The 24,504-nt window shown below is 45.3% G+C and carries 19 protein-coding genes, 1 tRNA gene and 1 pseudogene; 12 read left to right on the top strand and 9 right to left on the bottom strand.

Annotated features, from left to right (window positions below):
• The first annotated feature begins 345 nt into the window (after positions 1 to 345).
• On the top strand, positions 346 to 834 hold the full coding sequence (locus tag E5S67_RS11760; protein ID WP_172187312.1) for a GNAT family N-acetyltransferase: 489 nt from the start codon (positions 346 to 348) through the stop codon (positions 832 to 834).
• Between the two features lie 179 nt (positions 835 to 1,013).
• Here E5S67_RS11760 and E5S67_RS11755 read toward each other — a convergent pair whose 3' ends face one another.
• The 7 genes from E5S67_RS11755 to E5S67_RS11725 all read right to left on the bottom strand — a co-directional run bounded on the left by E5S67_RS11755 (position 1,014) and on the right by E5S67_RS11725 (position 7,110).
• Entirely contained in the window at positions 1,014 to 1,949 is a 936-nt protein-coding gene (locus E5S67_RS11755) for a sensor histidine kinase (RefSeq protein ID WP_172187310.1), read from the bottom strand.
• Positions 1,950 to 1,974: 25 nt separating this feature from the next.
• Positions 1,975 to 2,568: an L-threonylcarbamoyladenylate synthase gene (locus tag E5S67_RS11750; RefSeq protein ID WP_172187308.1), complete on the bottom strand. Its 594-nt coding sequence runs from the start codon at positions 2,566 to 2,568 to the stop codon at positions 1,975 to 1,977.
• Positions 2,569 to 2,584: 16 nt separating this feature from the next.
• Positions 2,585 to 3,541 carry a YcxB family protein gene (locus tag E5S67_RS11745; RefSeq protein ID WP_172187306.1) on the bottom strand — a complete coding sequence of 319 codons (957 nt, stop codon included), beginning with the start codon at positions 3,539 to 3,541 and terminating at the stop codon, positions 2,585 to 2,587.
• 421 nt (positions 3,542 to 3,962) lie between these two features.
• Positions 3,963 to 4,850 carry a peptide chain release factor N(5)-glutamine methyltransferase gene (prmC, locus tag E5S67_RS11740; RefSeq protein ID WP_172187304.1) on the bottom strand — a complete coding sequence of 296 codons (888 nt, stop codon included), beginning with the start codon at positions 4,848 to 4,850 and terminating at the stop codon, positions 3,963 to 3,965.
• 152 nt (positions 4,851 to 5,002) lie between these two features.
• Positions 5,003 to 5,869: a Tic22 family protein gene (locus E5S67_RS11735; protein WP_172187302.1), complete on the bottom strand. Its 867-nt coding sequence runs from the start codon at positions 5,867 to 5,869 to the stop codon at positions 5,003 to 5,005.
• A 149-nt stretch (positions 5,870 to 6,018) separates the two neighbouring features.
• Positions 6,019 to 6,092, bottom strand: a tRNA-Pro gene (locus E5S67_RS11730).
• A 466-nt stretch (positions 6,093 to 6,558) separates the two neighbouring features.
• Complete coding sequence (locus E5S67_RS11725; RefSeq protein ID WP_172187348.1) at positions 6,559 to 7,110, bottom strand: GNAT family N-acetyltransferase; 552 nt, start codon at positions 7,108 to 7,110, stop codon at positions 6,559 to 6,561.
• 246 nt (positions 7,111 to 7,356) lie between these two features.
• Between E5S67_RS11725 and E5S67_RS11720 the strand changes: the two genes are divergently transcribed.
• The 11 genes from E5S67_RS11720 to E5S67_RS11670 all read left to right on the top strand — a co-directional run bounded on the left by E5S67_RS11720 (position 7,357) and on the right by E5S67_RS11670 (position 22,070).
• Positions 7,357 to 7,533 (top strand): hypothetical protein, encoded by a 177-nt coding sequence (locus E5S67_RS11720; RefSeq protein ID WP_190274376.1) that lies wholly within the window; start codon positions 7,357 to 7,359, stop codon positions 7,531 to 7,533.
• An 85-nt stretch (positions 7,534 to 7,618) separates the two neighbouring features.
• The gene (locus E5S67_RS11715) at positions 7,619 to 8,344 is read left to right on the top strand and encodes a hypothetical protein (protein WP_006631881.1); all 726 of its coding nucleotides are present in this window, start codon (positions 7,619 to 7,621) and stop codon (positions 8,342 to 8,344) included.
• 1,204 nt (positions 8,345 to 9,548) lie between these two features.
• Complete coding sequence (locus tag E5S67_RS11710) at positions 9,549 to 9,773, top strand: hypothetical protein (protein WP_172187300.1); 225 nt, start codon at positions 9,549 to 9,551, stop codon at positions 9,771 to 9,773.
• Positions 9,774 to 9,810: 37 nt separating this feature from the next.
• Positions 9,811 to 10,680, top strand: a complete 870-nt coding sequence (locus E5S67_RS11705; RefSeq protein ID WP_172187298.1) for an alpha/beta fold hydrolase — start codon at positions 9,811 to 9,813, stop codon at positions 10,678 to 10,680.
• Between the two features lie 300 nt (positions 10,681 to 10,980).
• Positions 10,981 to 12,123, top strand: a complete 1,143-nt coding sequence (gene hrcA / locus E5S67_RS11700) for a heat-inducible transcriptional repressor HrcA (protein WP_425487375.1) — start codon at positions 10,981 to 10,983, stop codon at positions 12,121 to 12,123.
• A gap of 108 nt (positions 12,124 to 12,231) precedes the next feature.
• Positions 12,232 to 12,483 carry a hypothetical protein gene (locus E5S67_RS11695; protein ID WP_172187294.1) on the top strand — a complete coding sequence of 84 codons (252 nt, stop codon included), beginning with the start codon at positions 12,232 to 12,234 and terminating at the stop codon, positions 12,481 to 12,483.
• A 164-nt stretch (positions 12,484 to 12,647) separates the two neighbouring features.
• Positions 12,648 to 14,255 (top strand): methionine--tRNA ligase, encoded by a 1,608-nt coding sequence (gene metG / locus E5S67_RS11690; RefSeq protein WP_172187292.1) that lies wholly within the window; start codon positions 12,648 to 12,650, stop codon positions 14,253 to 14,255.
• A 90-nt stretch (positions 14,256 to 14,345) separates the two neighbouring features.
• Positions 14,346 to 14,951 (top strand): LabA-like NYN domain-containing protein, encoded by a 606-nt coding sequence (locus tag E5S67_RS11685; protein ID WP_096831201.1) that lies wholly within the window; start codon positions 14,346 to 14,348, stop codon positions 14,949 to 14,951.
• Between the two features lie 204 nt (positions 14,952 to 15,155).
• Positions 15,156 to 16,352, top strand: a complete 1,197-nt coding sequence (lptC, locus tag E5S67_RS11680; RefSeq protein WP_172187290.1) for an LPS export ABC transporter periplasmic protein LptC — start codon at positions 15,156 to 15,158, stop codon at positions 16,350 to 16,352.
• A 1,013-nt stretch (positions 16,353 to 17,365) separates the two neighbouring features.
• On the top strand, positions 17,366 to 20,164 hold the full coding sequence (locus tag E5S67_RS11675; protein ID WP_172187288.1) for a hybrid sensor histidine kinase/response regulator: 2,799 nt from the start codon (positions 17,366 to 17,368) through the stop codon (positions 20,162 to 20,164).
• A 1-nt stretch (position 20,165) separates the two neighbouring features.
• The gene (locus E5S67_RS11670) at positions 20,166 to 22,070 is read left to right on the top strand and encodes a two-component system response regulator (RefSeq protein WP_172187286.1); all 1,905 of its coding nucleotides are present in this window, start codon (positions 20,166 to 20,168) and stop codon (positions 22,068 to 22,070) included.
• Between the two features lie 128 nt (positions 22,071 to 22,198).
• On the opposite strand, the pseudogene E5S67_RS11665 reads toward E5S67_RS11670, so the two are convergent.
• Positions 22,199 to 22,795 (bottom strand): annotated as a pseudogene (locus tag E5S67_RS11665) (Uma2 family endonuclease).
• Positions 22,796 to 22,966: 171 nt separating this feature from the next.
• Entirely contained in the window at positions 22,967 to 24,406 is a 1,440-nt protein-coding gene (gene ffh, locus E5S67_RS11660) for a signal recognition particle protein (protein ID WP_172187284.1), read from the bottom strand.
• Positions 24,407 to 24,504: the final 98 nt, after the last annotated feature.

Genomic DNA, 24,504 nt, shown 5'->3' with positions numbered 1-24,504 from the left:
AACCCCGGGTTTTTACCGTTTCAGTGGGCTGTAACGAAGTATTGCTATGAAAAAACTCGGTTTCTCTGCAGACAAACTCCAGACCCCTAAAAAATCAGTCATTCCCATCTAAAATCTCAAATGGTATGAGTTATAAGTTGGGAATTTTGACTCAAAGACTTTTTTACAAAATTTACCCCAAAAAGTATTAATCATCACCGAAATTACTTAGAAAATATGTATCAATAAAAATAGTTTTGTAAATGGGGAATTCAACCATTGATCGTTCCCAAGCAAAATCAACTTTCACTCCTGTAAAACAGTAAAACTAACACAGTTTAGATACAACTTGAAGGCAGATTGAGCATGACATCAACGACTAGGGATTCCAGTCACATTCAATTTTGTATAGGTCGCGATCGCGCAGACATCGCACAGATCCAAGAACTATTTAAAGCCGCCGCCTTTTGGGCGAGGGAACGCAAGATAGAAGATTGGGAAATTGCGATCGCCAACAGCGAACCAATTGTTACAGTGTGGGACGGCTCACGGGCGATCGGCTTTGCCAGGGCCACCTCAGACGGCATCTATCGAGCCACCATCTGGGATGTTGCCATTCACCCGGATTACCAAGGTGCAGGACTCGGCCGCAAATTAGTCCAAACCGTCTTGAGTCACCCTCGAATGTGCCGAGTAGAGCGAGTTTACCTGATGACAACTTACAAACAAAGCTTCTACGAGCGCATCGGTTTTCAGAAAAACGCTAGCACCACCATGGTACTTGAAAATCAGCTTCTAGAAGAGAATCTCGAATTAGAAATTAGCAACGGCGAATTGCTAAGGGCTAATTGTTAAATAAGCAGAAAACTTGCACCCAAATTGCGTCAAAATCTCTTAAATGTAGGTGCGCATTGCGCACCTTACTCCCGATCGATAATTTCCCTTTTCCTTCCTTCTTCACTCTTTCATCTTGACGCTTGACTTCTTCCCTGCATCCCTTAATCCGTTAAACAATCCATTCCCTTCTTCCTTCTTCACGAATTTGCCAAAGGAATAGAACACTGAGTCCGGTTAAAATTGGACTCTTCGGACTCAGAAGGCACAGCCAGAACCTCCAATTTTCCGTTCATCAAACTTAAAAGAGTCTGATTCATCAATAACCTCATTCCAGAAGACACCTTAGAATTATCGCTGCTCTTAGTAGCATCACACTCCAAATCGTGTTTAAGCAAATCCCAAGACTCGCTCCAAGCACTCACTGAACGCTGATCGTCAACCCAAATGTGAACGTATCCAGATTCCGGCGAAGAATGCGCCGAAACAGAAATACTCCCCTCCTCCATCTGAGCAACAGCCGTATCTACCAAATTGACTAAAACTTGTCTAAACCTCGGCAAATCTGCCAATACATAAATTCCGGGATCTGGCGGTAATATCTCCAAACGAATGCTGCGATTTGCAGCTTGCAAGTAAGTTAAATCATCTACTTGATCAAAAATCGCAGCTAACTGAATCGGCTCAATATCCATCGTTTCAGTGCCGTGTTCAGTTTTAGCAACAAAGATAATTTCATCTATCAATTTCACCAGCTTAAGTGCGGCGAGGTGAGCTTGCTCGACAAACTCTCGTTCCTCAGCAGGATCGTCGCACAGATCCGACAGAATTAATTGCAGCGTACCAATCATACTGCTAAGGGGCGATCGCAACTCGTGAGAAGTTCGAGCCAAAAAACCCGCCTTAAATTGGCTCATCTCCGATGCCATCTGATAAGCCAATTGAGTTTGCTTAAGTTGCTCGGAAAGGGCATCAAACTTCTCTAAGTGAATTTCTTGAGGAGGTGGCTGCACTTTGGGCGCAGGTTCGGGCGGTTGCGAGCTTTTTTGCCGCAGGCGCCAAATCCAACTGCTTCCCAAACCCAACCCCAGTCCCATACCTAAATATATCAAGTCGCTCCAGCCGATCGGCGCCATATTGCTTTGCCTTGGAGTTTAGCTTTTAGCATTCTAACTCGATCGTGCCTTGTCGCAATATTTCCCACTCGCTGCCCGTCCATTTAGCCACAGTGGAAGGCAAACTCGAAGCTGTTGTCGCTGTTGCTAATTCAGAAGCAACTAATGTCAAGACTTCCGGAAAGTGAGCCTCAATTTCTGCCACCGATTCCAGAGGCGGCTGACCGGATAAATTAGCACTGGTAGTAGCCAAAGGGCCTGTCTGCTCTAGAATCTTTAGGGCAAGGGGAAGGTTAGGCACTCGTATTCCGATTGTACTCGGGTCGATGGGATTCATCGCCGCCGGGACTTTTGGCGAAGCCGGCAGCACCAAAGTTAACGCCCCCGGCCAATAGGATTCGGCCACTTGCTGCCACAAGTTTAACTCTGCGGGACTTCCCTGCACGTAAGGCCACAAAGCCTGGGCCGATGCTGCCATCAAAATCAGCGGTTTGTCTTGACTGCGACGTTTAGCTGCAAAAATCAGCTCCGAGCGATCGGGACGTGCAGCCAAAGCGGGTACAGTATCTGTGGGAAAGCTTACAATATAATCTCCTGAAATTGCCCCTTGAATCAAGGAGTCGATCGAAACTTGCGCCATTATTCGATTTTAGATTTTAGATTTTAGATTTTAGATTGAGGAATTGCGCCTGCATTTTCTTGAAATAATTATAGTGGCTTTTCCCGATATTGTTGTGCAGCAATTTTTTGAAATCCGACAATTCCTCTTCACCGCTAAATGCACGCTTGGGAACTATAAAGTGCGATATTTTTGACACAGGATAGAGGGACGGTACAGGATAAATTAATAATAAATTTCGGGTTTCAATAAATACTTTAAAAGCTTCCCATTTAAAGTTTCCTTCCCAACTCGGAGTTTTAAGTGCCAGCCGATCTCCTATCACTTCCACCGTCGTAGGTTCCCCCCAGTTCATCTGCATGACGCTCATCGGCATCTTTATCTTTATGCCACCGGGCTTCAGAAAAAATTTAGAGAATAAAATACATAATAAAACTAGCATGGGTATCCAAAAAACGCCCAGCACTAATAAGTTAATTTCTTTCAAAATTATTCCCATTAAACAAAAACATACCCCTATTAGTAATTCCGACTTTACAAATTTTATATTGCTAGATTTTGAGGTGTGTTTTGTATCCCCATCAATAGCTTCTATGAAATCTTTAAAATTCAGTTGAAACTCAAACTTCCTGGCTTTCATATCAACAACGTGAGGAACTGACCGAATATTGCTGTATAGCAATTCTCTAAAACCTTGAAGCTGCTCTCGATTAAATGGTTTTTTTGGAAAAAAATGCGGTATATTGGAAGACTCCTCAAGATAGAGAACGAACAAACTTTTTGTCTCTAACAAGTGCGAGTAAAATAGCCACTTGAGTTTGATGCTAACCTTTTCAGTTTCTAACTCCAGTCCAGATTCAGTTATTTTTAAAATAATCAGTTCCTGCCAAATATTAGTTCTCTGTCTCCACGGAGAGAGTAAAAGGAGTCTCAAAAATTGAGATATCCAATGAAGAAGTTGTAAAATTGCCCATATTAACAAAAAAGGCCCCACTGAAATTTCCGATTGGATGCCAACAAATTTAATCGTCGGGAAAAAAAGCATACACCAAAAGAAAAACCGATCGAAAGAGCTGATATTGCGCCACTCTAGGAACTTCACAATAGGAATGTAGCAGATGCCAAAACCTAGAATGAAATAACCCCAGACGGGATGCTGGCCAGCCATAATATTGACAATTCCCCACCCTGCAAGAACGACAGCAAGACTCCACAATTCGACTGTCTCGAAAGGATCGAATTTCGGGGACATTCTACTAGCTTCTAAATATTCTTTGAACGTAAACTGGTATTCCAGCTTCACAGTGATACCTCTTGGGTGCTGAGTGCGATCGCAGTTTTTACCGCAACTATAATCTCTCAAAATTAAGCAAGTATGCACAGTCGAGAAATTATCTCTTTGCTAGCCTTGCTCCCTACTGCCGATAGGCTAAAGCAAACCGATCGATTCCTGCTAAATCAGAAAATATCTGAACTTCACGGTAACTCCCGTGACTTTGCAGCATATCAGCTACCGCCTCAGCTTGTCCAGCCATCATCTCAACCAGCCAAACTCCCCCCGATTCTAAATAATCGGGAGCCGTTTCTACCAAATGCCGGATGCACTCTAACCCATCAAAACCGCCGTCTAAGGCCAGATGAGGTTCGTGTTGGACAACTTCCGGTTGCAGAGTCAGCACCGTGCTGCTGGGGATGTAAGGGGGGTTAGACACCATGCCGCTGACTTGACCTTTGAGAAATGCTAACGGTTCCCACCACAAACCTTGATAAAAATTAACTCGCGATCCAAAACCCAAATTTTCAGCATTCAGTCGAGCAACTGCCAAAGCTTCCGAACTGCAATCTACCGCATAAATCCTAGCATTTGTCAACGCACAAGCTAAGCCGATCGCGATCGCCCCGCTGCCCGTCCCCAAATCCACCCAATGCGATTTTGGATTAACTGAATAGCTTTTAACAGCTTCTACAGCCAAATCGATCAGCAATTCCGTTTCAGGACGCGGAATTAGCACCGCCGGCGTTACTTTGAGCGAAAAATGTCGCCAATGTGCAACTCCCGTTAAATACTGCACCGGCACCCGTTCCTGCAAGCGCCGCTGCCACAATTGAGCAAGTTCAGATAAAGACAACTTTAATTCAATTTTTGGCAAATCTTTAAACGACTCCAAACGCAGAGCCAACCTATCCAAACCAGCCAGCTCTTGCAGCAGCCAGTCGATTTCTGCTAGGGGAACGTCAGAGGCGATGGCCTCCGCCTTAGCTTGATTCACCCACTGCCAAAGCTCTAAACCAGAAACAAACATAGGACTTTTTAGTAACAGGTAATTGCTAATTACTAATTGGCAATTGGTAATTCTAATTAATAAGTAGAATTGATAAATAGTAGGTTGAATCGAGAAACCCAACCTACTAACTAAAGACTGATGACTGATGACTGATGACTGCTGGCTAACTATTAGCGAGTCGGTCGAGCTGGAGCCGGAGAGGCAGGGGCCGGCCGAGCTGGAGCCGGAGAGGCAGGAGCCGGTCGAGTTTGATTCGGAGCAAGCTGTGGATTTTGGCCCGCACCGGCAGGTTGGAGCGATCGCACAAATTCCAGCGACTCCCGCGAGGGAATCAAAATCATTTGGGTCAAAAACGGGTCGTTCTCAGTGCGCAAAGCTTCCAAAACGCTCTCCAAGTTCACCACCTCAATCTTAATTGCGGCAGTCACGTTCGGCTGCTGCTGCTTAAAACGATCGACCATGCCCTGCAAATCCTCCTTGTTAAAAAACAAGGGAATCACCTCTTGTTGACCCCGCTGAATCGTCAAATAACCATTTTCCGCGCCGCCTCTGGCCAAAAACAGAGGTACACCGTTGAACTCGTTAACTTGTTGACCAGTCTGCTGAAGTACAGTTTTAGCCGACTGCACCTGCACCGGAGCCGGAACAAAAGCAAATTGCACCTCTTCCGGCTTGCCTTTATTTGCTTGAGTGAGCTGATAAATTTCCCCCAGCGACACCGGCATCACGCGCACCGACGCCGCCAACTGAGGATTTTTGGTTTTCAGTTGATCGACAAAAGCTTGAGCATCTTTCTGGCTGATGAAAATTCCCGCCACGGAAGCATTACCAGTTTGACCCTGACCCTGCTTGGGAACAGAAGCGATCAGGGGCGCACCCTGAGCGTCTGTAATCGTAAATACCGGCACCGATCGCAATTTTTCCAAAATTTGCGGTTCCGGCAGTGCCAGTGCAGACATCTTGCCAATTGGGGAGGGGCCCAGCAGAGCGCTGCCGACAATTCCCAATATTGCGCCCAAACGAACTAATGATTTCATGTTTTTTCCATCAGGAGCGATCCTGAAACACATTAACGCAAAGACTCGCGCTTTCACACGATCGGCAAAAACTGCCTGCGTTTTCATTTTGACCAAATGTAAACATCAGAGGCAGTTTTTGCTTCAATCTATTATTTAACATTATTTGATCGGGATGACAGGATTTGAACCTGCGACATCCTGCTCCCAAAGCAGGCGCGCTACCAAGCTGCGCTACATCCCGGTGTTATAGTTAGCTAACCTCTAACAATTAACGCACAAAATCGCTAGCTTGTCAAGTTTTTTAAAATATTTAGCTCTCGATGCAGCTAAGGCGAAGTTTTTTTCAGGTTGTGCGGTTTGACCCCACCCAAAAACGGATACCGTGCCACGTACTTCTGTCGTGAGCCGCCCACAATTTTAGACGGTTGTTCAAGCTCCCAGATTCATCTGTGGAATAAATCTCAAATCTCAAATAGTTCGACTGAGCGCTCGCCGTCGAGTCGCCATCGCCGAACGTCTCGCCGAAGTCTCACGCCGAAGTCTCAAATCTCAAATTGACTGACAATAGTTGCACAGCTTCATAACTGCCCTGCTGCCGGGATAAATCCAAGCGTAACTGACCGCAACGCACAGGTGCAGTCGGTGTTGGCAGCGTTAATATTGTATGGTATTTCCTCCACAAATCAACGCCGACCTGCACCTCTGGGCTAATCTGGATACCAAAACATACCTTTAATCCCCTCTGGATCGGACATAAAGCCCAAATTGCGGTAAAAATCCACCACCTGAGGGTCAGCAAATAAGGTAATGTTGCTGATATCTTCACTGCGGAGTTTTTTAATGATGTATTTCATCAGCGCCTTGCCCATGCCTTTGCCCTGGTAGTCAGGATGAACTACCACATCCCAAAGCGTGGCATTAAAAGCATGGTCTGAAGTCGCTCTGGCGAAACCCACCAGCCGTCGCTGGCTGCCCCGCATCTCCCACATAGAGACGACTAGGAAGCTGTGCTGAATAGCTTTTTTGACTTTACGCAGGGGACGGCGGGACCAACCCACTGCATTACAAAGTTCTTCGAGTTCGTAGAGGTCAATGTCCCGATCGCAACTGAAAAAGATGCGAGCGTTGCCGCTGGCGGGTTTGCGAAACGTTGGGGAAAGCGGATCGCCTAACCCAACAGCCACATCTTCCTCAAAATCCGCTGTTTGGGGTACAGAGGCAGACTCAGAACTACTAAATAAGTTTTTCCAAAAACCCATGCAGGCGCGGTTAAGGTAGTAGAAGTTGGACGACGAGAAAGAGAACCAGACAGATAAACCCACTCCGATCGGCGTAGGATCAATTGCCGGTAGCCTCTTGAGGAACAGTTTACGGTACACTCATCTTACGCCGAAAACAGGGATTTGTCGTCCAACATTGAGTCTGCGCTTTTTTGATTCTGTCAATTTTGGTAGAACAGTTCTGCTAGCCAGTGCCCGGACAACCCGCTTTTAAGGTAAAATTTGTTGCCGAACCAGGACAGAGGCATTTTGGGAAATGCTTCTTTTGAGTGCCGCCGATCGCGCCGGAACTTATACCCTTGGTGGGAAATACCACTGGAATGGCGCAACGGTGACATTCTCGTGATAAGTTCTCAGACAGATTTGACTTTTGCTTTTAGTGAGGAGACGGGCACAATTTAAGTCGAATCGTCGAATCGAAAATCCCATTGCCATAAGGCATGGAAGAGTCAATACCTATTATATTTCCCGCACCTTCTCCTCAATTATGGCTTCGGGTTTAAAACCATCTACACTAGAACTTCTCAAGCGCTTTAACCGAGCGTTTCCGCAGTTTTATGAGCAATTTGTCAGCAGCGAAATCCAGTTGCAAAACCTCAAATTAGCTTACCAGCTTTACAAAACTCGGCAAGCAGTCATCGAAATCCGAGCCGAAGGTAACAAAAGTGCCCTGCATTTTGCTTACCGGAACCAGTCTTTTCTACTGAGCGATATTTTTGGAGTGCTCGCCGCCTACGGGCTGACTATTCACAGTCTGAGTCTGTACGGTCAAATTTACCCGCCCATGCTGGTATTTATCAAATTGGTCGTATCTCGCGGTGGCAAGGTACTGGCAGATAAAACAGCAGAAAACGTCTGTAGAGCCGTTCGAGAGGCATTGGCGGGGCATTTTGAGGTTGAAGAGATGTTGGCGGTTGAATTTAATTTAGACGCGGGTTTGGAAGATGTGGCAACTGAATTCTACGTCGATCCGGTTTTCCACTTGCCAGCTTTGCTCATTGAAGCAGATAATCAACCGGGACTTTTTTACAAAGTTATGTATGCCATCTGGCAAGAGGATTTGTTGGTGGTAAATGCTAATTTGCTGGTTTGGCGGGGGCGAACTCGCCTGATTCTCTACTTGTTGGGGCCAAATGAAAGTTTAATTCCCGAGTATCTGGGGCAGAAAATCGCTGAGGGGGTACGACAAAGATTGCTGGGCGAGCGATTTTAGGGCAAGCTGCCGAGTTCTAAATAACTAGATTTACATAAGTAGACATTAGTTTGCAGAAGTTTTCCAGTGACATAGGGTTAAAAGCTCGGCAAGATTGTTCGTACAAACGAGTATAGATAGCGGTTCTCATAAAAATGGGATACGCCTAAACAATCGTGTTGTCAAGCTTTTTAAGTTTGATTCCGTACCTCATCTACCAAAGAACCGCCATAATAGAAAAGACGTGCGAGATCAATACGGGAGTTTAAAAAGTGCAACTTTCGTTTAATACCGAATTAAAACCTAATAATCAACTCGTGGCTCTATTCCGTCAACATAGTTGAGTAGCAAGACACGCTTACAATTGCGCGAACAGAATAATGCTGGAAGTATTGGCGTTGAGAGCAACAGATCAAACCGTAAAAATCCCTAAACAGATCAAATTACCAAAACGTTTTGTAGCTAAAATTCAAAGTATTTATCCGTCGTATTACAAAAGTTAAAAACTATCATCACAGCAAGCATTAACTGATTAATGCGTTTGTTTTATAGAGCAAGGTACAAAATCAAAACCAAGAATTAGCAACGATGGTAAGCGTATCAAGCTCCATAAAGTAGGTTGGGTTAGACTGTGCGAAACGTTACCCATTACAACCGCACACAATTGCGTAATTAGTCGCACCGCTGACCGATGGTTGATAGCGGTAAGATATGAGATATAATCGCCTATAGTCTAGGTATAACGACTGTCTATGGGCGTTTATATCGGTATTAAAGAACTCGGTGTTTGCTCTAACAGTCAAGTATTTGGTAACCCCAAAGCTTACCGAAAGATGAGCAAAAATTTGAAGCGCAAACAGCGGCGGTGAGTCGTAAAATCCGATGTTATAACCGTCGTAAAAATTCAGTAAATAAGCTGGCTAAACTACACGCAAAAGTCATAATTTTCCGCAAAAATGCGCTCATAAACTTACGTATTACGTAGCCACAAACCGCTACAAAGTAAAAATATAAAAATGATCTATTAAAACCTCTTTAAATAAATAATTACAATTTAGCGGTACAATATCCGACTGTTGGATTTACCAATTCAAAATTTAACCAGAATAAAAAACAGCAAAGTTTTGATCTCGATTAACACTGATAGACCGAGGGTTTCCCTGTTTTCAAATTTGCTAAAATTGTGGATATAATCGCCACAAAATGCCCTTAAAAAATTGCGTTTATGTATGTTCCCGATAATATACCTGACATAGATTTGAATGCTGCAAAAAACATACAACGCTGGTTTGAAGGGATATTTATTACAGGGTGTTCGGATAAAATAGCAAGCTATGCCAAGATTGCCTGTGAAGTGGACAAACATCTTGAGCGTCAGCTTAAGACCGGGTTGAAGCAGGAAGTAAGCGGTAAATCGATAGATTTGAGTCTTTTTGACTTATTTACATAGGTTTACATAGGTATTAGATAGCGGATAAAATAAAGTTATGGCAAAAATCGACATCCTAGGGGTTCGGCACGCTTACGATTTGACGACTCCGACTGCAACTTCTCCCGTTCTGGTATTTGTCCACGGCTGGCTGTTAAGCCGTCGCTACTGGCAACCTTTGACCGATCGCTTGGCACCAAACTATCAGTGCCTGACCTACGATTTGCGGGGGTTTGGCGATTCTCAATCCGACGGAGGCGGCTATACCGGGCCTTCGGAAACGCTAAATTCCTGCTACACTCCCGCAGCTTACGCTCGCGATTTGGAAATTTTACTCGAAAAACTGGATATTTCTTGTGCTTGGCTGGTGGGACACTCTCTCGGCGGTACGATCGCTCTTTGGGGAGCCAGCAAATTGTCCGATCGCGTTAAAGGTGTCGTCTGCATGAATGCAGGCGGCGGCATCTATCTTAAGGAAGAATTCGAGCGGTTTCGAGCGGTCGGCAAGCAGCTAGTGAAAATGCGTCCCGGCTGGCTGTCTCACTTGCCGTTAGCAGATTTCGTTTTTGGCCGGGATTCTGTAGCCCGCTCGATCGGTCGCTCCTGGGGACGGCAGCGCTTGAGAGATTTCGTGAGAGCTCATCCAGAGGCAGCTTTGGGGGCTTTATTGGACTCGACCACAGAACCGGAAATTCACCTCTTGCCACAAATTGTGTCCCAACTAAAGCAGCCTGTTTATTTTATTGCCGGCACTAAAGACAAAATTATGGAACCCAAATACGTGCTGCATTTGGCTAGCTTTCACTGGATGTTCCAAGGTTGCGGCGAGAATGTCCTTCAGCTACCCGATTGCGGCCATTTGGCAATGGTGGAACAGCCGGATGCAGTGGCTAGTTACCTGCAAAATATCCTGAAAGAACACACTTAAAGGGCATTGCGTAAAGCGAAACCGAGGAATGGGGCATTGGGCAGAGATCCGGTTCGGGAAAGCGAATCTTCCCAAATAGAAAGTTAAAAGTTAAAAGTTAAAACATTTTTCCCTGTTCATTCCCTCAACATCGATCCGTAAAATCACGTAAACAATCCGTAAAATCCCGTACACAATCCGTTGCTGAACTCACCGAAGCCTAAATCTGTTATCTTAAATAAATAACTCTGCCCGATCGCCCTTAAGGACAGAGCTTCTGACTCTATAGTGGCAAATTGTCTCAATACTAATTCTGCTTAAATATCTGTGCGCGTTAACCTCACCGATCGGCAACAACACATCCTTTGGGCAACGGTTCGCCACTACATAGCAACAGCGGAACCCGTTGGCTCAAAAGCTTTGGCTGACGAATTCAACCTCAGCGTCAGCCCAGCTACAATTCGCAATGCAATGGGGACTCTTGAAAAAGCTGGATTGCTCTATCAGCCCCACACTTCGGCAGGACGAGTCCCCTCTGACTCCGGCTACCGAATTTACGTAGACCAGTTGATTCAGCCCTCTGATACGCTGGCCCGCAAGGTAGAACAGGTACTCGACCAGCTCAATTGGTCGGACGGTCGCATGGACGCGGCACTCCGCGGCGCTGCTCAAATCCTGGCAACTATCAGCGGTTACATAGCGATGATCACCATACCGCAAACCAATATGGCTTGCTTGCGCCACTTGCAACTGGTGCAGCTAGAGCCGGGAAAGGTGATGCTGATCGTGGTGACGGATGCCTACGAAACTCAGTCGGTTTTGGTGCAGTTGCCGAGGGACGCAGAAGGTAACAAGCCTGATGTCGAAATCGTCGATCGCCAATTGCAGATTTTGTCGAATTTTTTGAACACCAAGTTGCGGGGACGATCGCTCTCGGAACTCTCGACTGTAGACTGGAGCGAGTTAGACCGGGACTTTGAACTGTACGCTGAGTGGATGGGAACGATGCTGACTGCTTTGAGCAGCCGCCAAAGCAATCCAACCTACACGCGGATTCTGATCGGCGGTTTGGCAGAAGCGCTGCGCTTGCCTGAGTTTTCGCAGTTGCAACAAGTTCAAACCCTGGTGCAACTGCTCGAACAAGAGCAAGAACTGCTTTGGCCTTTGATTTTTGAATCGCCTGAGTTGGACACCCCCGGGAAGCGGGTAACAGTGCGTATTGGTTCGGAAAATTCTTTAGAACCAATTCGTGGCTGTACTCTGATTTCTTCGACTTACCGCCGGGGATCGGTGCCGGTGGGTAGCGTTGGGGTTTTGGGGCCGACGCGGATGGTTTACGAAAATGCGATCGCGGTGGTGGAAGCTGCGGCGGATTATTTGTCAGAAGCTATTGGCGGAAATCGAGTTAGTTTTCCTGATGGCGATCGAGGGCGATCGGATAATCCCTTGTTAGATGCACCCTAATTTGATAGCCTCAAGCTTAACTGGCTTGGGGTTTTATTATCTGTGGACGCACTCGCAACCTTTATAAACCGGCTTTTGTGAGAAAAAACCTAGGCTTTTATACTCTTTTTGACACAAGAAACTAAAGCTTTGCGCTTGACGAGAGAGTTTTGTAAACAACCCGGTTTCTGCGTCCAGTCGAACGGCGGGTTTAGCGGCTCAAGTGAGGAGTTTTGGTGCAAACCGGGTGCGCGATCGCCGACTCTATGGATGGTGGCGAAAAATGAATTGAGGACGCGGGAGCGGCGATCGCGCGGAACCCGAATCCAGCAAAATGTCAAAATATTAAGACATTTTAGAGAGTTTGTCAAAAAGAACTAAAAAAGATTAGTGTTGATATGAAAGCGATATTTCTTTTGGGAATAGCCCGGGTTAAACAATTGCAAATAACTTGCAGTAAATTTGGCTTCATTGCCACTTCATAAAAAATTTAACCGCTGAGTTAAGATCGAAACGAGATTTAGGGAATTTTCTTTTAGCATTCAATGAAATCGACCGATAAAACTAAGAATACCTTTGCGATCACAACACCTCTGTATTATGTAAACGATTTACCTCACGTTGGCAGCGCTTACACGACTATGGCAGCCGATGCCCTAGCCCGATTTGAGAGGCTGCGGGGCAAATCAGTTTTGCTGGTGACGGGGACTGACGAACACGGGCAGAAAATTCAGCGGACAGCCGAGAGTTTGGGACGATCGCCCCAAGCTCATTGCGACTTAGTGGTTCCTGGGTTTGAGGCGCTTTGGGAGCAACTCGACATCCAGTACGATCGCTTCATCCGCACAACTTCGCGGCGCCACGAGTACATTGTCAAAGAATTTTTCCAGCGCGTCTGGAACTCCGGTGACATCTACTTGAACCAGCAACAAGGCTGGTACTGCGTTTCCTGCGAAGAATTCAAAGATGAACGGGATTTGTTGCCAGGAAATCGGTGCTCTGTCCACACCAGCAAGGAAGTTGAGTGGCGCGACGAGGAAAATTACTTTTTTCGCCTGTCGCGGTATCAAGACCAACTGCTGGCCTTGTACGCAGAACGTCCCGACTTCATCGCGCCGGAAAGTCGCCGCAACGAAGTGCTGAGCTTCGTCAACTCTGGACTGCAAGACTTTTCGATTTCTAGAGTGAATCTGGCATGGGGTCTGCCAATACCGGTTGACCCCAGTCACACCATATACGTTTGGTTTGACGCTTTGCTGGGATACGTCACCGCCTTGGTAGATCCGGACAGCGACCCGACGTTGGAGAATGCTTTATCTAAATGGTGGCCGGTTGACCTGCACTTGATCGGCAAAGATATTCTCCGCTTCCACGCAGTTTACTGGCCGGCAATGCTGCTGTCAGCGGGTATGTCGGTGCCGGGCGGGGTCTTCGCTCACGGGTTTTTGACCAAAGATGGCAAAAAAATGGGGAAAACGGAGGGTAATACTTTAGATCCCGTCGAATTGGTCAAGAAATACGGCGCTGATGCAGTGCGTTACTATTTCCTCAAAGAAATTGAGTTCGGAGAGGACGGCGATTTTAACGAAACTCGGTTTATCAATATATTGAATGCTGAGCTAGCAAATGATTTGGGAAATTTGCTTAACCGCACGTTAAACATGGCTCGCAAATATTGCGGTGGCTGCGTGCCAAATGTGTCGGGAGAAAACTTGGACGGGGACAACCTTCTCAAGGGTATGAGCCTGGATTTGGGCGATCGAGTAGCGGGTTTTTACGAAGAGTTGGCTTTTAGCAAGGCTTGCGAAGCCGTGCTTGCATTAGTGCGAGCCGGGAACAAGTTTATTGACGTGCAAGCACCTTGGAGTTTGTACAAGCAGGGACAGATAGAAAGTGTCGAACAAGTGCTATATTCTGTTCTGGAATCTGTTAGACTAGCATCTTACCTTTTATCGCCGATTATTCCCAATATCAGCAACGCTATCTATCAACAGCTAGGTTTTTCAATTGACTTTAACGATCGGGTTACAGTTAACAGTTTAGCGAATTTTGCAGATCATGCTGCCTGGGGCGCTTTGCCGGCAAACCAAACTCTGGGGGAACCTCAACCTGTTTTTAAGCGGCTCGAACTGCTTGAAACAGTACCTTCATAGTTGGCAGCCAGCGCTTGAGGTGCGATGACAGACTACGAATTAGCAGTTATTTCCTTACCAATCTTTCATAAAAATTGAGGCATAAGAATCATGTTGAATAGAATAGAAAGCAATGACCTTTTTACGCCGGAACAGGTGCTAGAAAATCGGGGTCGAGTAGCAATTTTTATTGACGGCTCTAACCTTTTTTACGCGGCTTTGCAGTTAGGAATTGAGATTGATTACACTAAGCTGCTGTGCCGTTTAACTGCGGGTTCGCGGCTGCTGCGCTCTTTTTTCTACACGGGTGTCGATCGCACTAACGAAAAACAGCAAGGATTTTTGCTGTGGATGCGCCGCAACGGCTACCGGGTGATTTCTAAGGATTTGGTACAGTTGCCGGACGGTTCTAAGAAGGCGAATTTAGATGTAGAAATTGCTGTGGATATGATGGCTTTAGTGGGGTCTTACGATACGGCGGTTCTGGTCAGCGGTGACGGCGATTTGGCTTATGCTGTAGACGCTGTGAGCTATCGCGGCGTGCGGGTTGAGGTGGTGAGTTTGCGATCGATGACGAGCGACAGTTTGATTAATGTAGCCGATCGCTATATCGATTTGGAAATGATTAAGGACGACATCCAAAAAACATCGCGCCCTAATTATGCTTACCGCCCTTTGTCGGGTCTGAGCTTGATGGACGAACACGACGACAGATAGGGATTTCGTAATGGGTAATGGGTAATGAGTAACGGGTGATAGGTGATGGTTAATGGGTTAAATCATTGAAAATTAAAAGTTAAAAATTTAGAGAAAACATGACACATTTTTAATTTTTGATTAATAGTTTTTCAATACCCAAATATTAATTCCCAATTACCTATTACCAATTCCCAATTACCTATTACCCATTCCCATTTGCCAATGATTAATCTCAAATCCCAAATCCCCAATCTCAAATCCCCAAAATTGATGCTGCTATTTTTAGCAGCACTGATTTTGGGGGTTGGTGCTTGTGGGGCTCCGCAAGAAACTCAAAAGAACAAATTAGCTGAGGATCTCAAAACTGCTCAACAGTCAAACAGCACTTTAACTTTGAACAAAGTAACTCTAGAGCAAGCAAACGAAAAGGGCGAGACGTTCTGGAAAGTAAACTCGCAAAATGCCGTTTACAGCAAAGACAAAAAGATAGTTAACATTCAGAAGCCTGTGGGCAAATTGTTTCAGGACGGCAAAGAAATTTACGACATTCAGGGAGAAACGGGGCAGGTATTTCAGGAAGGAAATCAAGTTTTTCTCAAAGGTAACATAGTCGCTACTGACCTTAAAAATGGAGTGGTATTGCGGGGAAATGAGTTGGAGTGGCGGCCGAAGGAAGATGTCTTAGTTGTTCGCAACAATTTGACGGGAGAGAACAAACAGGTGACGGCTTCAGCGAAGGAAGCGCGGGTTTTCAGTAGGGCTAAGAGGATGGAGTTATTCGGATCTGTGGTGGCGAATGTTAAAGATCCGGCTTTGCAATTGCGAACTGAGCACTTAGTGTGGTTTGTAGAGCAACAAAAGGTAAACAGCGACAAACCGACTCAAATTGACAAATACAAAGATAAAAAAGTCACAGACAGCGGTTTTGCCGACCAAGTAGATGTAGACTTAAAAACCAAGATTGCGACGCTGACGAAAAATGCTCAGTTGATGCCATCAGACCCGCCGCTGCAAATAGAAAGCAGTTTGATGAGTTGGAATTTTCCGGCGCAATCTGTGATATCGCCCGGGCCTGTGAAGGTATTTCACCGCGTGGAAAAGGTGACGATGACTGGGGATACGGGGCGGGGAGATTTAGAGAAAAAAATCTTTTATTTGACGGGAAATGTGATAGGAATCGGGGAAAAACGTCAAGCTCAATTAAATACCGATCGAGTAACGTGGTATTTAACTAACCAGACTTTCGACGCCGAAGGAAATGTGGTTTACAAGCAACTAAATCCGGTGTTTAATTTGACTGGGCCGAGGGCTGCCGGAGAGTTGAAAAATCAAACTGTGATTGTCAAAGGCGACGGTGGCGGCGGTCAAGTAGTTACGGAATTTGTACCGGACGAGTACAAGGGAACTTTGGGAAAGTAGATAGGATTGCGATCGCAGATGCAGGCAGATGAGCGCCAATAAACGCAGATCTAATTAAGATGAGATTGAGTAAGGAGAGGTTGGGATGACAACAATTTAGAAACAACCTTAGAAAGGCTTGATGAACCTATCTTAATTGATGGATTAAATTGGAGAGAGTTTAAAGCTGTTGAACTGATTCTCTCGCCTCCGGGGGTGCGGCTGTCGTTTTTATATGGGGTGTGGGAGATTAGACGTATGCCTGGAAGAAAAAACGAAACTGGCAAACAGCGGATTTCAACGCTATCTCGCTCAGCCCCCTATGTTTCCGGCGATCGCCCGTGCAGTCAAATCTTTTTATGTTTTGCATCTGATTCAACCTCAACTCATTGCACTGTTGAGTTTAGGGTTGATTTAGCTACTATGCACTATAGACTATTAAGCTATTGTGCATCTAGTTTGCCATTTCCTCAGTTTTAGAATCCTTGTGGGACGGGCCACCGATCCCGTTTAAAAGCGCAATTAAGGTGGCGTAAGCTTAGGACTTACGCATAGATACCCCAAAGCCCCTTCCCAAGTAGGCTTTCAAGTAACCCTTTTTCAAGCGGTTCCCCTCTTTTTAAGCGCAGCACGCGGGAGCAGGGTTTCAGGCCGTATCGCGCGTAAGCCCTGACTATAATTGTATGCTTAGATCAATTAGGATTGAGGTCAAGACCTACAAGTGAATGGAGGTGTAATCAATATCAATGCAATCTGCACGTAGGCTCACACTGCCACCCCAAGCAAAATATACCGCGTTTGAGATTTAGGGAACTTCAGTCTTAAATGGGGTAGCTGTTTTTTTTTTCATAAATTTGTCAACTGTACCAGTATTAGCTGCTCATTTCACTCCAGTTATTCAACAATAAGATATCATGAAACCAATTGGCTTTAAAAAGAGAGGGAATCAATAACTTCCCTAGAACTAATTTTAAATAAGCAACTGTGAGCGAATGTTGTTATTGAAACAATCCACATACTAAAATGACTCCGCCATGACACTAATCGCAAGTGAGCATGAACTTGCAAAAAGCCCTCAAAAAATCCCGCTGCGCCTCGTCTTAGTCGTACCATTTGTCCTGCAAATCTTTGCCGCTGTGGGACTAACAGGTTGGTTCTCGCTACACAACGGCAAAACTGCCGTCAACAACGTTACTAGCCAATTACGAACAGAGGTACTCGCCCGCATCAACCAACAACTAAACACTTACTTGGAAACGCCCCACTTGGTCAATGCCATCAGCGTCGATGCCATTCGCCGCTTTGGGTTGTGGAATCCAGACAATATGGGTTCGATGAGAAGTTACTTTTTCTGGCAGCTCAAGCAATTTTCCACCGTTAATTACATCAGTTTTGGAGGAGAAAAAAAAGAATTTGCAGGTGCTGGATATAAGGATGATGGCACTCTTGTTATTGAAATAACCGATCGATCTACTAATTTTATCGATACGATCGTCAGCGTAGATAGAGAGGGCAACCCGACTCAGTTTAAGGAAACCCACCCAGACTACGACCCCCGCATTCGAGGCTGGTATAAAGCCGCAAAAGTTGCAGGCAAGCCCCAATGGAATAAAATTTATCAATATTTTATTCAACCTAGCCTAGGAATCTCCGCTAGCCAACCTGTTTACGACAAAAATGGCACTTTTCGAGGAGTTGTAAGTACCGATTTATTTCTCTCAAAAATTGGCGACTTTCTCCAAAGTTTAAAAATTGGTAAATCGGGAAAGACTTTTATCATAGAACGCTCTGGCTTGCTAGTGGCTTCTTCCACCGCAGAGAAGCCATTTATTAACACAAAAAATAGCAAAAAAACGCAAAGATTAAAAGCGATTGAAAGCAGCGTACCTTTGATCCAGGGTACAGCGAAGCATTTAATAGAACGCTTTGGTAACTTCAACGAAATTGACAGCAATCAGCAACTAGACTTCATCCTAAATGGCCAGCGGGAATTCGTGCAAGTATCCCCATTCCAAGATGGTCGAGGTCTTGATTGGCTGATTGTTGTAGTCGTTCCAGAAGCCGACTTTATGGAGCAGATCAATGCCAATACCCGCAGCACAGTCCTACTCTGCATTTTAGCGTTAGTGCTAGCGACGTTGTTAGGAATCCTCGCCTCCCGCTGGATTACCCATCCTATTTTTCGTTTGAGTAAAGCTAGTAGAGCGATCGCTAGCGGTCAATTAGACCAAGAAGTAGAGGTAAATGGCATAGATGAACTGGGAATTCTCGCTCAATCTTTTAACCAAATGGCACAGCAATTGCGCGAGTCTTTTGCTGCTTTAGAAAAGACTAACTCAGAGTTAGAAAATCGAGTAGAAGAACGGACAAGTGAGCTAAAGGAGGCAAAAGTTGCCGCTGATACTGCTAACCACGCCAAAAGCCAGTTTCTCGCCAACATGAGCCATGAACTCCGCACCCCCCTGAACGGGATTCTAGGATACGCTCAAATTATGGAACGCGATAAAAGTACCACTCCTCAACAAAAAGATGCTATCCAAATTATTCACCATTGTGGTTCGCACTTACTCACCCTGATTAACGATATTTTAGACATTTATAAAATTGAAGCCAGTAAAATGGAACTTTACAGTTCAACTTTTAATTTTCCTTCTTTTCTGATCGAGGTTGTAGAAATCTGCCGCATCCGAGCTGAACAAAAAGAAATTACATTTAATTATCAAGTATTAAATCAACTTCCTAACGCTGTCAATGCCGATCAAAAACGACTGCGCCAAGTTTTGATTAACCTTTTGGGCAATGCTATTAAATTTACAGAAAAAGGAGGTGTTATTTTTAAGGTAGGTGTAATAGGTAACGGGGAAGACTCTGACCAATCACCACTTACTACAATTCGTTTTTATATCGAAGATACTGGGGTTGGGATGGCACCAGAACAGTTAGAAAAAATATTTTTACCGTTTGAACAAGTCGGAAATAGTCAGCAGAAGGCTGAAGGCACCGGGTTAGGATTAGCGATTGCACAGAAAATTGTTCAAATGATGGGAGGCGAAATAAAAGTCGAAAGTAGACTCGGTAAAGGCAGCACTTTTTCCCTTGATTTAGAGTTGACTGAATCATCCGAATATATTGCTCAACGTTCGAGGAAGAATTCAACCAATTTAAGGGGTTTCAAAGGAAATAAAAATAAAATTTTGCTAGTAGATGATCGATGCGAAAATCGAGGTTTTATTAAGAATATTTTAGAACCACTAGGTTTTAAAATCATGGAAGCTTGTAATGGACAAGACGGTTTAGATAAAGCCACTGATTTTCAACCAGATCTGATTATTACAGACTTAGTGATGCCAGTAATGGATGGATTTGAAATGTCCCGGCGCTTTCGGAAATCATCAGAGTTTAAAGATGTAATATTGATAGCATCCAGTGCTAGCGTGTTTAAATTCGATCGGCAAAATAGCAAAGAAGCAGGTTGTAACGAGTTCCTGTCAAAGCCTATCCAAGTAGAAGAATTGCTAGAAGTATTAAAGATTTACTTGCAAATAGAATGGATTTACGAGCAACCTGCTGATTTGGCGAACGAACAGCAGGAAGGTTTCACTAATTTATTAAATGTTCAAAGTTGTGAGCTGGTGATACCGCCATCAATAGAGCTTGTAGCGCTATTTAATGCGGCTCGAATCGGCGATATTGAAGCTGTGGAGCAGGAAGCCAATAGACTCAAGCAGATACACGGCAACTATCTACCCTTTGCTAATAAACTATTGCAATTTGCCAAAAATTTTGAAGAAAAAGAAATACTAGCTTTTGTAAAAACACATTTGGTAAAATAAAATGCTTACCCCAAAAGACAATGTAATTTTAATTGTTGACGATCACCCGAATAACCTAAAACTTCTGTTCGATTTTTTTAAGGAGTCAGGCTTCAAGGTTTTAGTTGCTAAGGATGGGGAAAGTGCTATTGAAAAGCTACAAGAAGTTTCGCCAAATATCATATTGTTAGATGTGATGATGCCGGGTATAGATGGGTTTGAAACCTGCTACCGCTTAAAAGCATCGGTGGCAACGAAAGATATCCCTGTGATTTTTATGACATGTCTTACCGATCGCGTGGATAAGGTTAAAGGTCTGTCAATAGGGGCAGTAGATTATATTACCAAACCCTTTCAGCAAGAGGAAGTCCTAGCCCGCGTGCAACTACACCTGAGACTGCGAAATTTGACCAAGACCCTGGAAGAGCAAAATGTGCTTCTAAAAGAGGAAATTGAAGCGCGAAAAGAGGCGGAAGCCGCCTTGCAGAAACTCACTTTTGAATTAGAGGAACGGGTGGCTTCTCAAACGGCCGATCTTACACAAGCCTGCAACGAGCTTCAACAGGCTCAAGTTCTGCTGTTGCAAAGGGAAAAAAAATTAGGACATGATGCTTTTCACGACGCACTAACGGATTTGCCCAACCGTGCTTGGTTTATGAATCGCCTGCAACAGGCGATCGACTTGTCATACAGACGTAAAGATTATTTATATGCGGTGCTATTTATTGACCTCGATCGCTTTAAAGTTGTCAATGATAGCCTCGGACATTTGGTTGGGGATGAATTACTAAAAAGCGTTGCTCGTCAACTGCAAGCTTCTTTACGCCACACAGATGTAGTTGCGCGGTTTGGAGGAGATGAATTTGTGCTCTTGCTAGAAGATATTAAAGAGCTTGATGAACCAATCAGGGTGGCCGAACGCATCCAAAACCAATTAAGGCAGCCGTTTAATTTGAATGATTATGAAGTATTTACTCAGGTCAGCATTGGCATTATTCTGAGCACAATGGGTTACGATCGCCCAGAAGACGTGCTCAGAGATGCGGATATCGCAATGTATTATGCTAAAGCTCAAGGCAGAGGGCGTTACGAAGTTTTCGATCCAGCGATGCAAACTGTTGCGATGACACGCTTGCAGTTGGAGAACGACTTGAGAAGGGCGATCGCGCTACAAGAATTTTGCCTTCACTACCAGCCAATTGTCTCGCTTTGTACGGGGCAACTGAGTGGCTTTGAAGCTTTGGTGCGCTGGTATCACCCATCTGGCACGATCTACCCGCCTGCCGAGTTTATCCCTGTGGCGGAAGAAACTGGTTTGATCAATGAACTAGGGTGGTGGGTTTTGCAGGAAGCTTGTCACCAGATTAGTATTTGGCAGCAACAGTTTCCCCAAACACCTCCCTTGGCGATTAATGTCAATCTTTCCGCCGTGCAGCTCAAGCAAATAAATCTACTCAATCGAATTGAGGAGCTTTTGCAGCAGACTAGAATTCCAAGCTACTCTCTCAAACTAGAGATTACTGAAAGTTGCATTTTAGAAACAGTATCCAGGGAAGAAAAGATGTTGAAGCAGCTAAAAGCTCTAGGCATTCTGTTGTGTATCGACGACTTTGGCACGGGCTACTCTTCTTTAAGCCGCTTACACGAGTTTCCGATTGATACCTTAAAGATTGACCGCTCTTTTGTCAGCCGCATGGGCGCAGACAACAGTGGCTTAGAAATTATCCAGACGATCGTGACGCTGGCTCGCAGCCGAGGTATGGATATCGTGGCAGAAGGTATAGAAACGCCAACACAGCTACAGAAACTGCGAGAGTTGGGGTGTGAGTTTGGGCAAGGATATTTATTTTCTAAAGCTGTAGACAGCTTCAAGGCAACGGAAATACTAGACCTAAAAGTAGGGCTATTAAGCTGGCCTCACATCTAGTTTACCTCGTTGAAAAGGCATTTTCGGTAAACCGATCGATCGCCAAAATGCGTCTATTTTTCAAAAGTTAAAAAAACAATACCGGAGGACACGGCAATGCCGTTTCCCTACCCCAAAATAATCATTACTTACCTTAAATTCAACACAAATTCTGGCAATACGTCTTCCCCAGATAACTCGGCAGGATTGATTAATATTTCTACTTCTGCTTGCTCTCGATAAATCTCTACCTGCCTGTTTTGCGGAGCGATCGACCAGACCAATCTGGTGCCGTTGTCCATATATTCCCGCATCTTAGTTTGAAGGGTGGAGAGACTATCGGATGCCGATCGCAATTCTACTACAAAGTCTGGACACAGGGTTACAAAGCCTTTGCGCTGTTTTGGTGTCAAGGCTTCCCAGCGAGTTCGACTCACCCAGGAAGCATCGGGAGAAAGGCGAGTACCGTTGGGGAGGATGAATCCAGTAGAAGAGTCAAAGCCTTCTCCTAAATCTTAGTGTGTTTCGCACCAGTTGCCTAGTTGCGTACTGATACTAAGGTTTTTCTGGCCTGATTCTCCTCCTCTAGGTGGATTCACTATTAATTCTCCTTCTGCGGTTCTCTCTAATCTCAAGTCCGGATTTGCCAATGCTAGGGCCTCGAATTGCTCGCTACTGACAAGAAGCCCGATCGAATTTGGCAATTCTATAGATATGGTTTCTGGTTGAGTAATTGTTTGTACCATATTTAATTGCAGGCTTTTTCAGGTAGAAACTGGCAACAAGAAAAGAGTTCAAGTTTGATAGTTCTTACATATTCCACCAATACTAATAAAGCCATCTCGGACTGGGTGGGGGCAGGTTTACAAGATTATCGGTTTTAGGCAATTATTGTTAGTGAAACCCGCCCCCACTTTTTACAACTGTCCGAAACCTTTTTTGGGCTTATCTTTTTTCTTTTTCTTCTTCTGCTGGGCACCCATATAGCCGCGGGAACCGGGCTGCATTCCGGGGCCGCCCATTCCGGGCATTCCGGGCATTCCGGGCATTCCGGCGAAGTTGCCTTGACTCATTTGCTGCATCATGGTGCGCATTTTCTGGAAGTCGCTCACCAGCTTAGTTACGTCGTTTTCAGCGTAGCCTGCGCCTTTGCCGATGCGGCGGCGGCGGGATGGAGAACTTGCTAAAATTTCAGGGTTCCGGCGTTCTTCAACTGTCATCGAATTAATCATGGCTTCGGTGCGTTTTAGCTGCACTTCTCCCTGCCGCATTTGTTCGTCTGAGAGTTTGTTCATCCCCGGAATCATTTTCATGATGCCGCCGAGGGAACCCATATTTTTTAACAGTCTGGTTTGCTTGAGAAAGTCGGTAAAGTCAAACTTTGCCGTGAGCATTTTCTCTTGCATTTTTTCGGCGTCGGCGATGTCGAATTCTTCTTGCGCTTTTTCTACTAGCGTCAAGACATCGCCCATGCCGAGTATTCTCGATGCCATGCGATCGGGATAAAATGGTTGCAAGGCTTCCACTTTTTCGCCGACCCCGACAAATTTAATCGGCGCGCCGGATATTTGCCGGACGGATAAGGCTGCACCGCCGCGGCTGTCGCCGTCTAATTTGGTTAAGATTGCGCCGGTAATGCCAATTTGTTCGTGAAAGGTGCGGGTTAAATTTGCTGCTTCTTGGCCGGTCATGGCATCAACAACTAACAGCGTTTCGTGTGGTTGTACTGTTTGTTTGATGCGGGCCAATTCTGCCATCATGTCTTGGTCGATTTGCAGGCGGCCTGCTGTATCGACGATGATGGTATCAATGCCGATTTGTTTGCCGTGTTCAATGCCTTGGCGGGCAATTTCTACGGGGTCAATGTCTTTGCCTAATTCAAATACTGGTACGTCGATTTGTTTGCCGAGTGTGAGCAATTGATCGATCGCCGCAGGTCGATAAATGTCGGTTGCGACTAGGAGTGCGGTACGATTTTGCTTGCGGAGGTGCAGCGCTAGTTTGGCGGTAGCTGTGGTTTTCCCGGTTCCTTGCAAACCCGCCATCAGGATAACTGTGGGCCCGGATTCGGCTGTGGCGAGGGGTACGTTGGTCTCCCCCATGACGCGCACGAGTTCGTCGTGGACGATTTTGATGAATTGTTGGTCGGGACGGACGCCTGAAACGACTTCTGCGCCTTGTGCTTTGGCTGCGACCTCTCCGATGAAGTTTTTGACGACTTGGAGGTTGACATCGGCTTCCAGGAGGGCGCGGCGGACTTCTTTGAGCGCGTCTTGGATGTTGGACTCGGAGATTTTATTTTGTCCGCGCAGTTTTTTCCAGGTGGATTCGAGTCGATCGGCAAGGGCTTCAAACATAGGGCAATGTAGGCTAGTCAGTCTTTTTTATTTTAGGGCTAAATGCGGATGTTTGGATTAATGTTTTGCTAATTTTTGAATAATCCTTTCAGGGCGGG

It is taken from the genome of Microcoleus asticus IPMA8, from assembly GCF_013179805.1.
Taxonomy (GTDB): domain Bacteria; phylum Cyanobacteriota; class Cyanobacteriia; order Cyanobacteriales; family Microcoleaceae; genus Microcoleus; species Microcoleus asticus.
Note: the sequence above shows the minus strand (reverse complement) of the source record. Positions and strands in the feature narration are given on the sequence as shown.

Bases quoted from the DNA above. Each gene is read 5' to 3' on its own strand.
- E5S67_RS11760 (WP_172187312.1), top strand. From the start codon at position 346: ATGACATCAACGACTAGGGATTCCAGTCACATTCAATTTTGTATAGGT.
- E5S67_RS11755 (WP_172187310.1), bottom strand. From the start codon at position 1,949: ATGGCGCCGATCGGCTGGAGCGACTTGATATATTTAGGTATGGGACTG.
- E5S67_RS11750 (WP_172187308.1), bottom strand. From the start codon at position 2,568: ATGGCGCAAGTTTCGATCGACTCCTTGATTCAAGGGGCAATTTCAGGA.
- prmC (WP_172187304.1), bottom strand. From the start codon at position 4,850: ATGTTTGTTTCTGGTTTAGAGCTTTGGCAGTGGGTGAATCAAGCTAAG.
- E5S67_RS11735 (WP_172187302.1), bottom strand. From the start codon at position 5,869: ATGAAATCATTAGTTCGTTTGGGCGCAATATTGGGAATTGTCGGCAGC.
- E5S67_RS11725 (WP_172187348.1), bottom strand. From the start codon at position 7,110: ATGGGTTTTTGGAAAAACTTATTTAGTAGTTCTGAGTCTGCCTCTGTA.
- E5S67_RS11715 (WP_006631881.1), top strand. From the start codon at position 7,619: ATGGCTTCGGGTTTAAAACCATCTACACTAGAACTTCTCAAGCGCTTT.
- E5S67_RS11710 (WP_172187300.1), top strand. From the start codon at position 9,549: ATGTATGTTCCCGATAATATACCTGACATAGATTTGAATGCTGCAAAA.
- E5S67_RS11705 (WP_172187298.1), top strand. From the start codon at position 9,811: ATGGCAAAAATCGACATCCTAGGGGTTCGGCACGCTTACGATTTGACG.
- metG (WP_172187292.1), top strand. From the start codon at position 12,648: ATGAAATCGACCGATAAAACTAAGAATACCTTTGCGATCACAACACCT.
- E5S67_RS11685 (WP_096831201.1), top strand. From the start codon at position 14,346: ATGTTGAATAGAATAGAAAGCAATGACCTTTTTACGCCGGAACAGGTG.
- lptC (WP_172187290.1), top strand. From the start codon at position 15,156: ATGATTAATCTCAAATCCCAAATCCCCAATCTCAAATCCCCAAAATTG.
- E5S67_RS11675 (WP_172187288.1), top strand. From the start codon at position 17,366: ATGACACTAATCGCAAGTGAGCATGAACTTGCAAAAAGCCCTCAAAAA.
- E5S67_RS11670 (WP_172187286.1), top strand. From the start codon at position 20,166: ATGCTTACCCCAAAAGACAATGTAATTTTAATTGTTGACGATCACCCG.
- ffh (WP_172187284.1), bottom strand. From the start codon at position 24,406: ATGTTTGAAGCCCTTGCCGATCGACTCGAATCCACCTGGAAAAAACTG.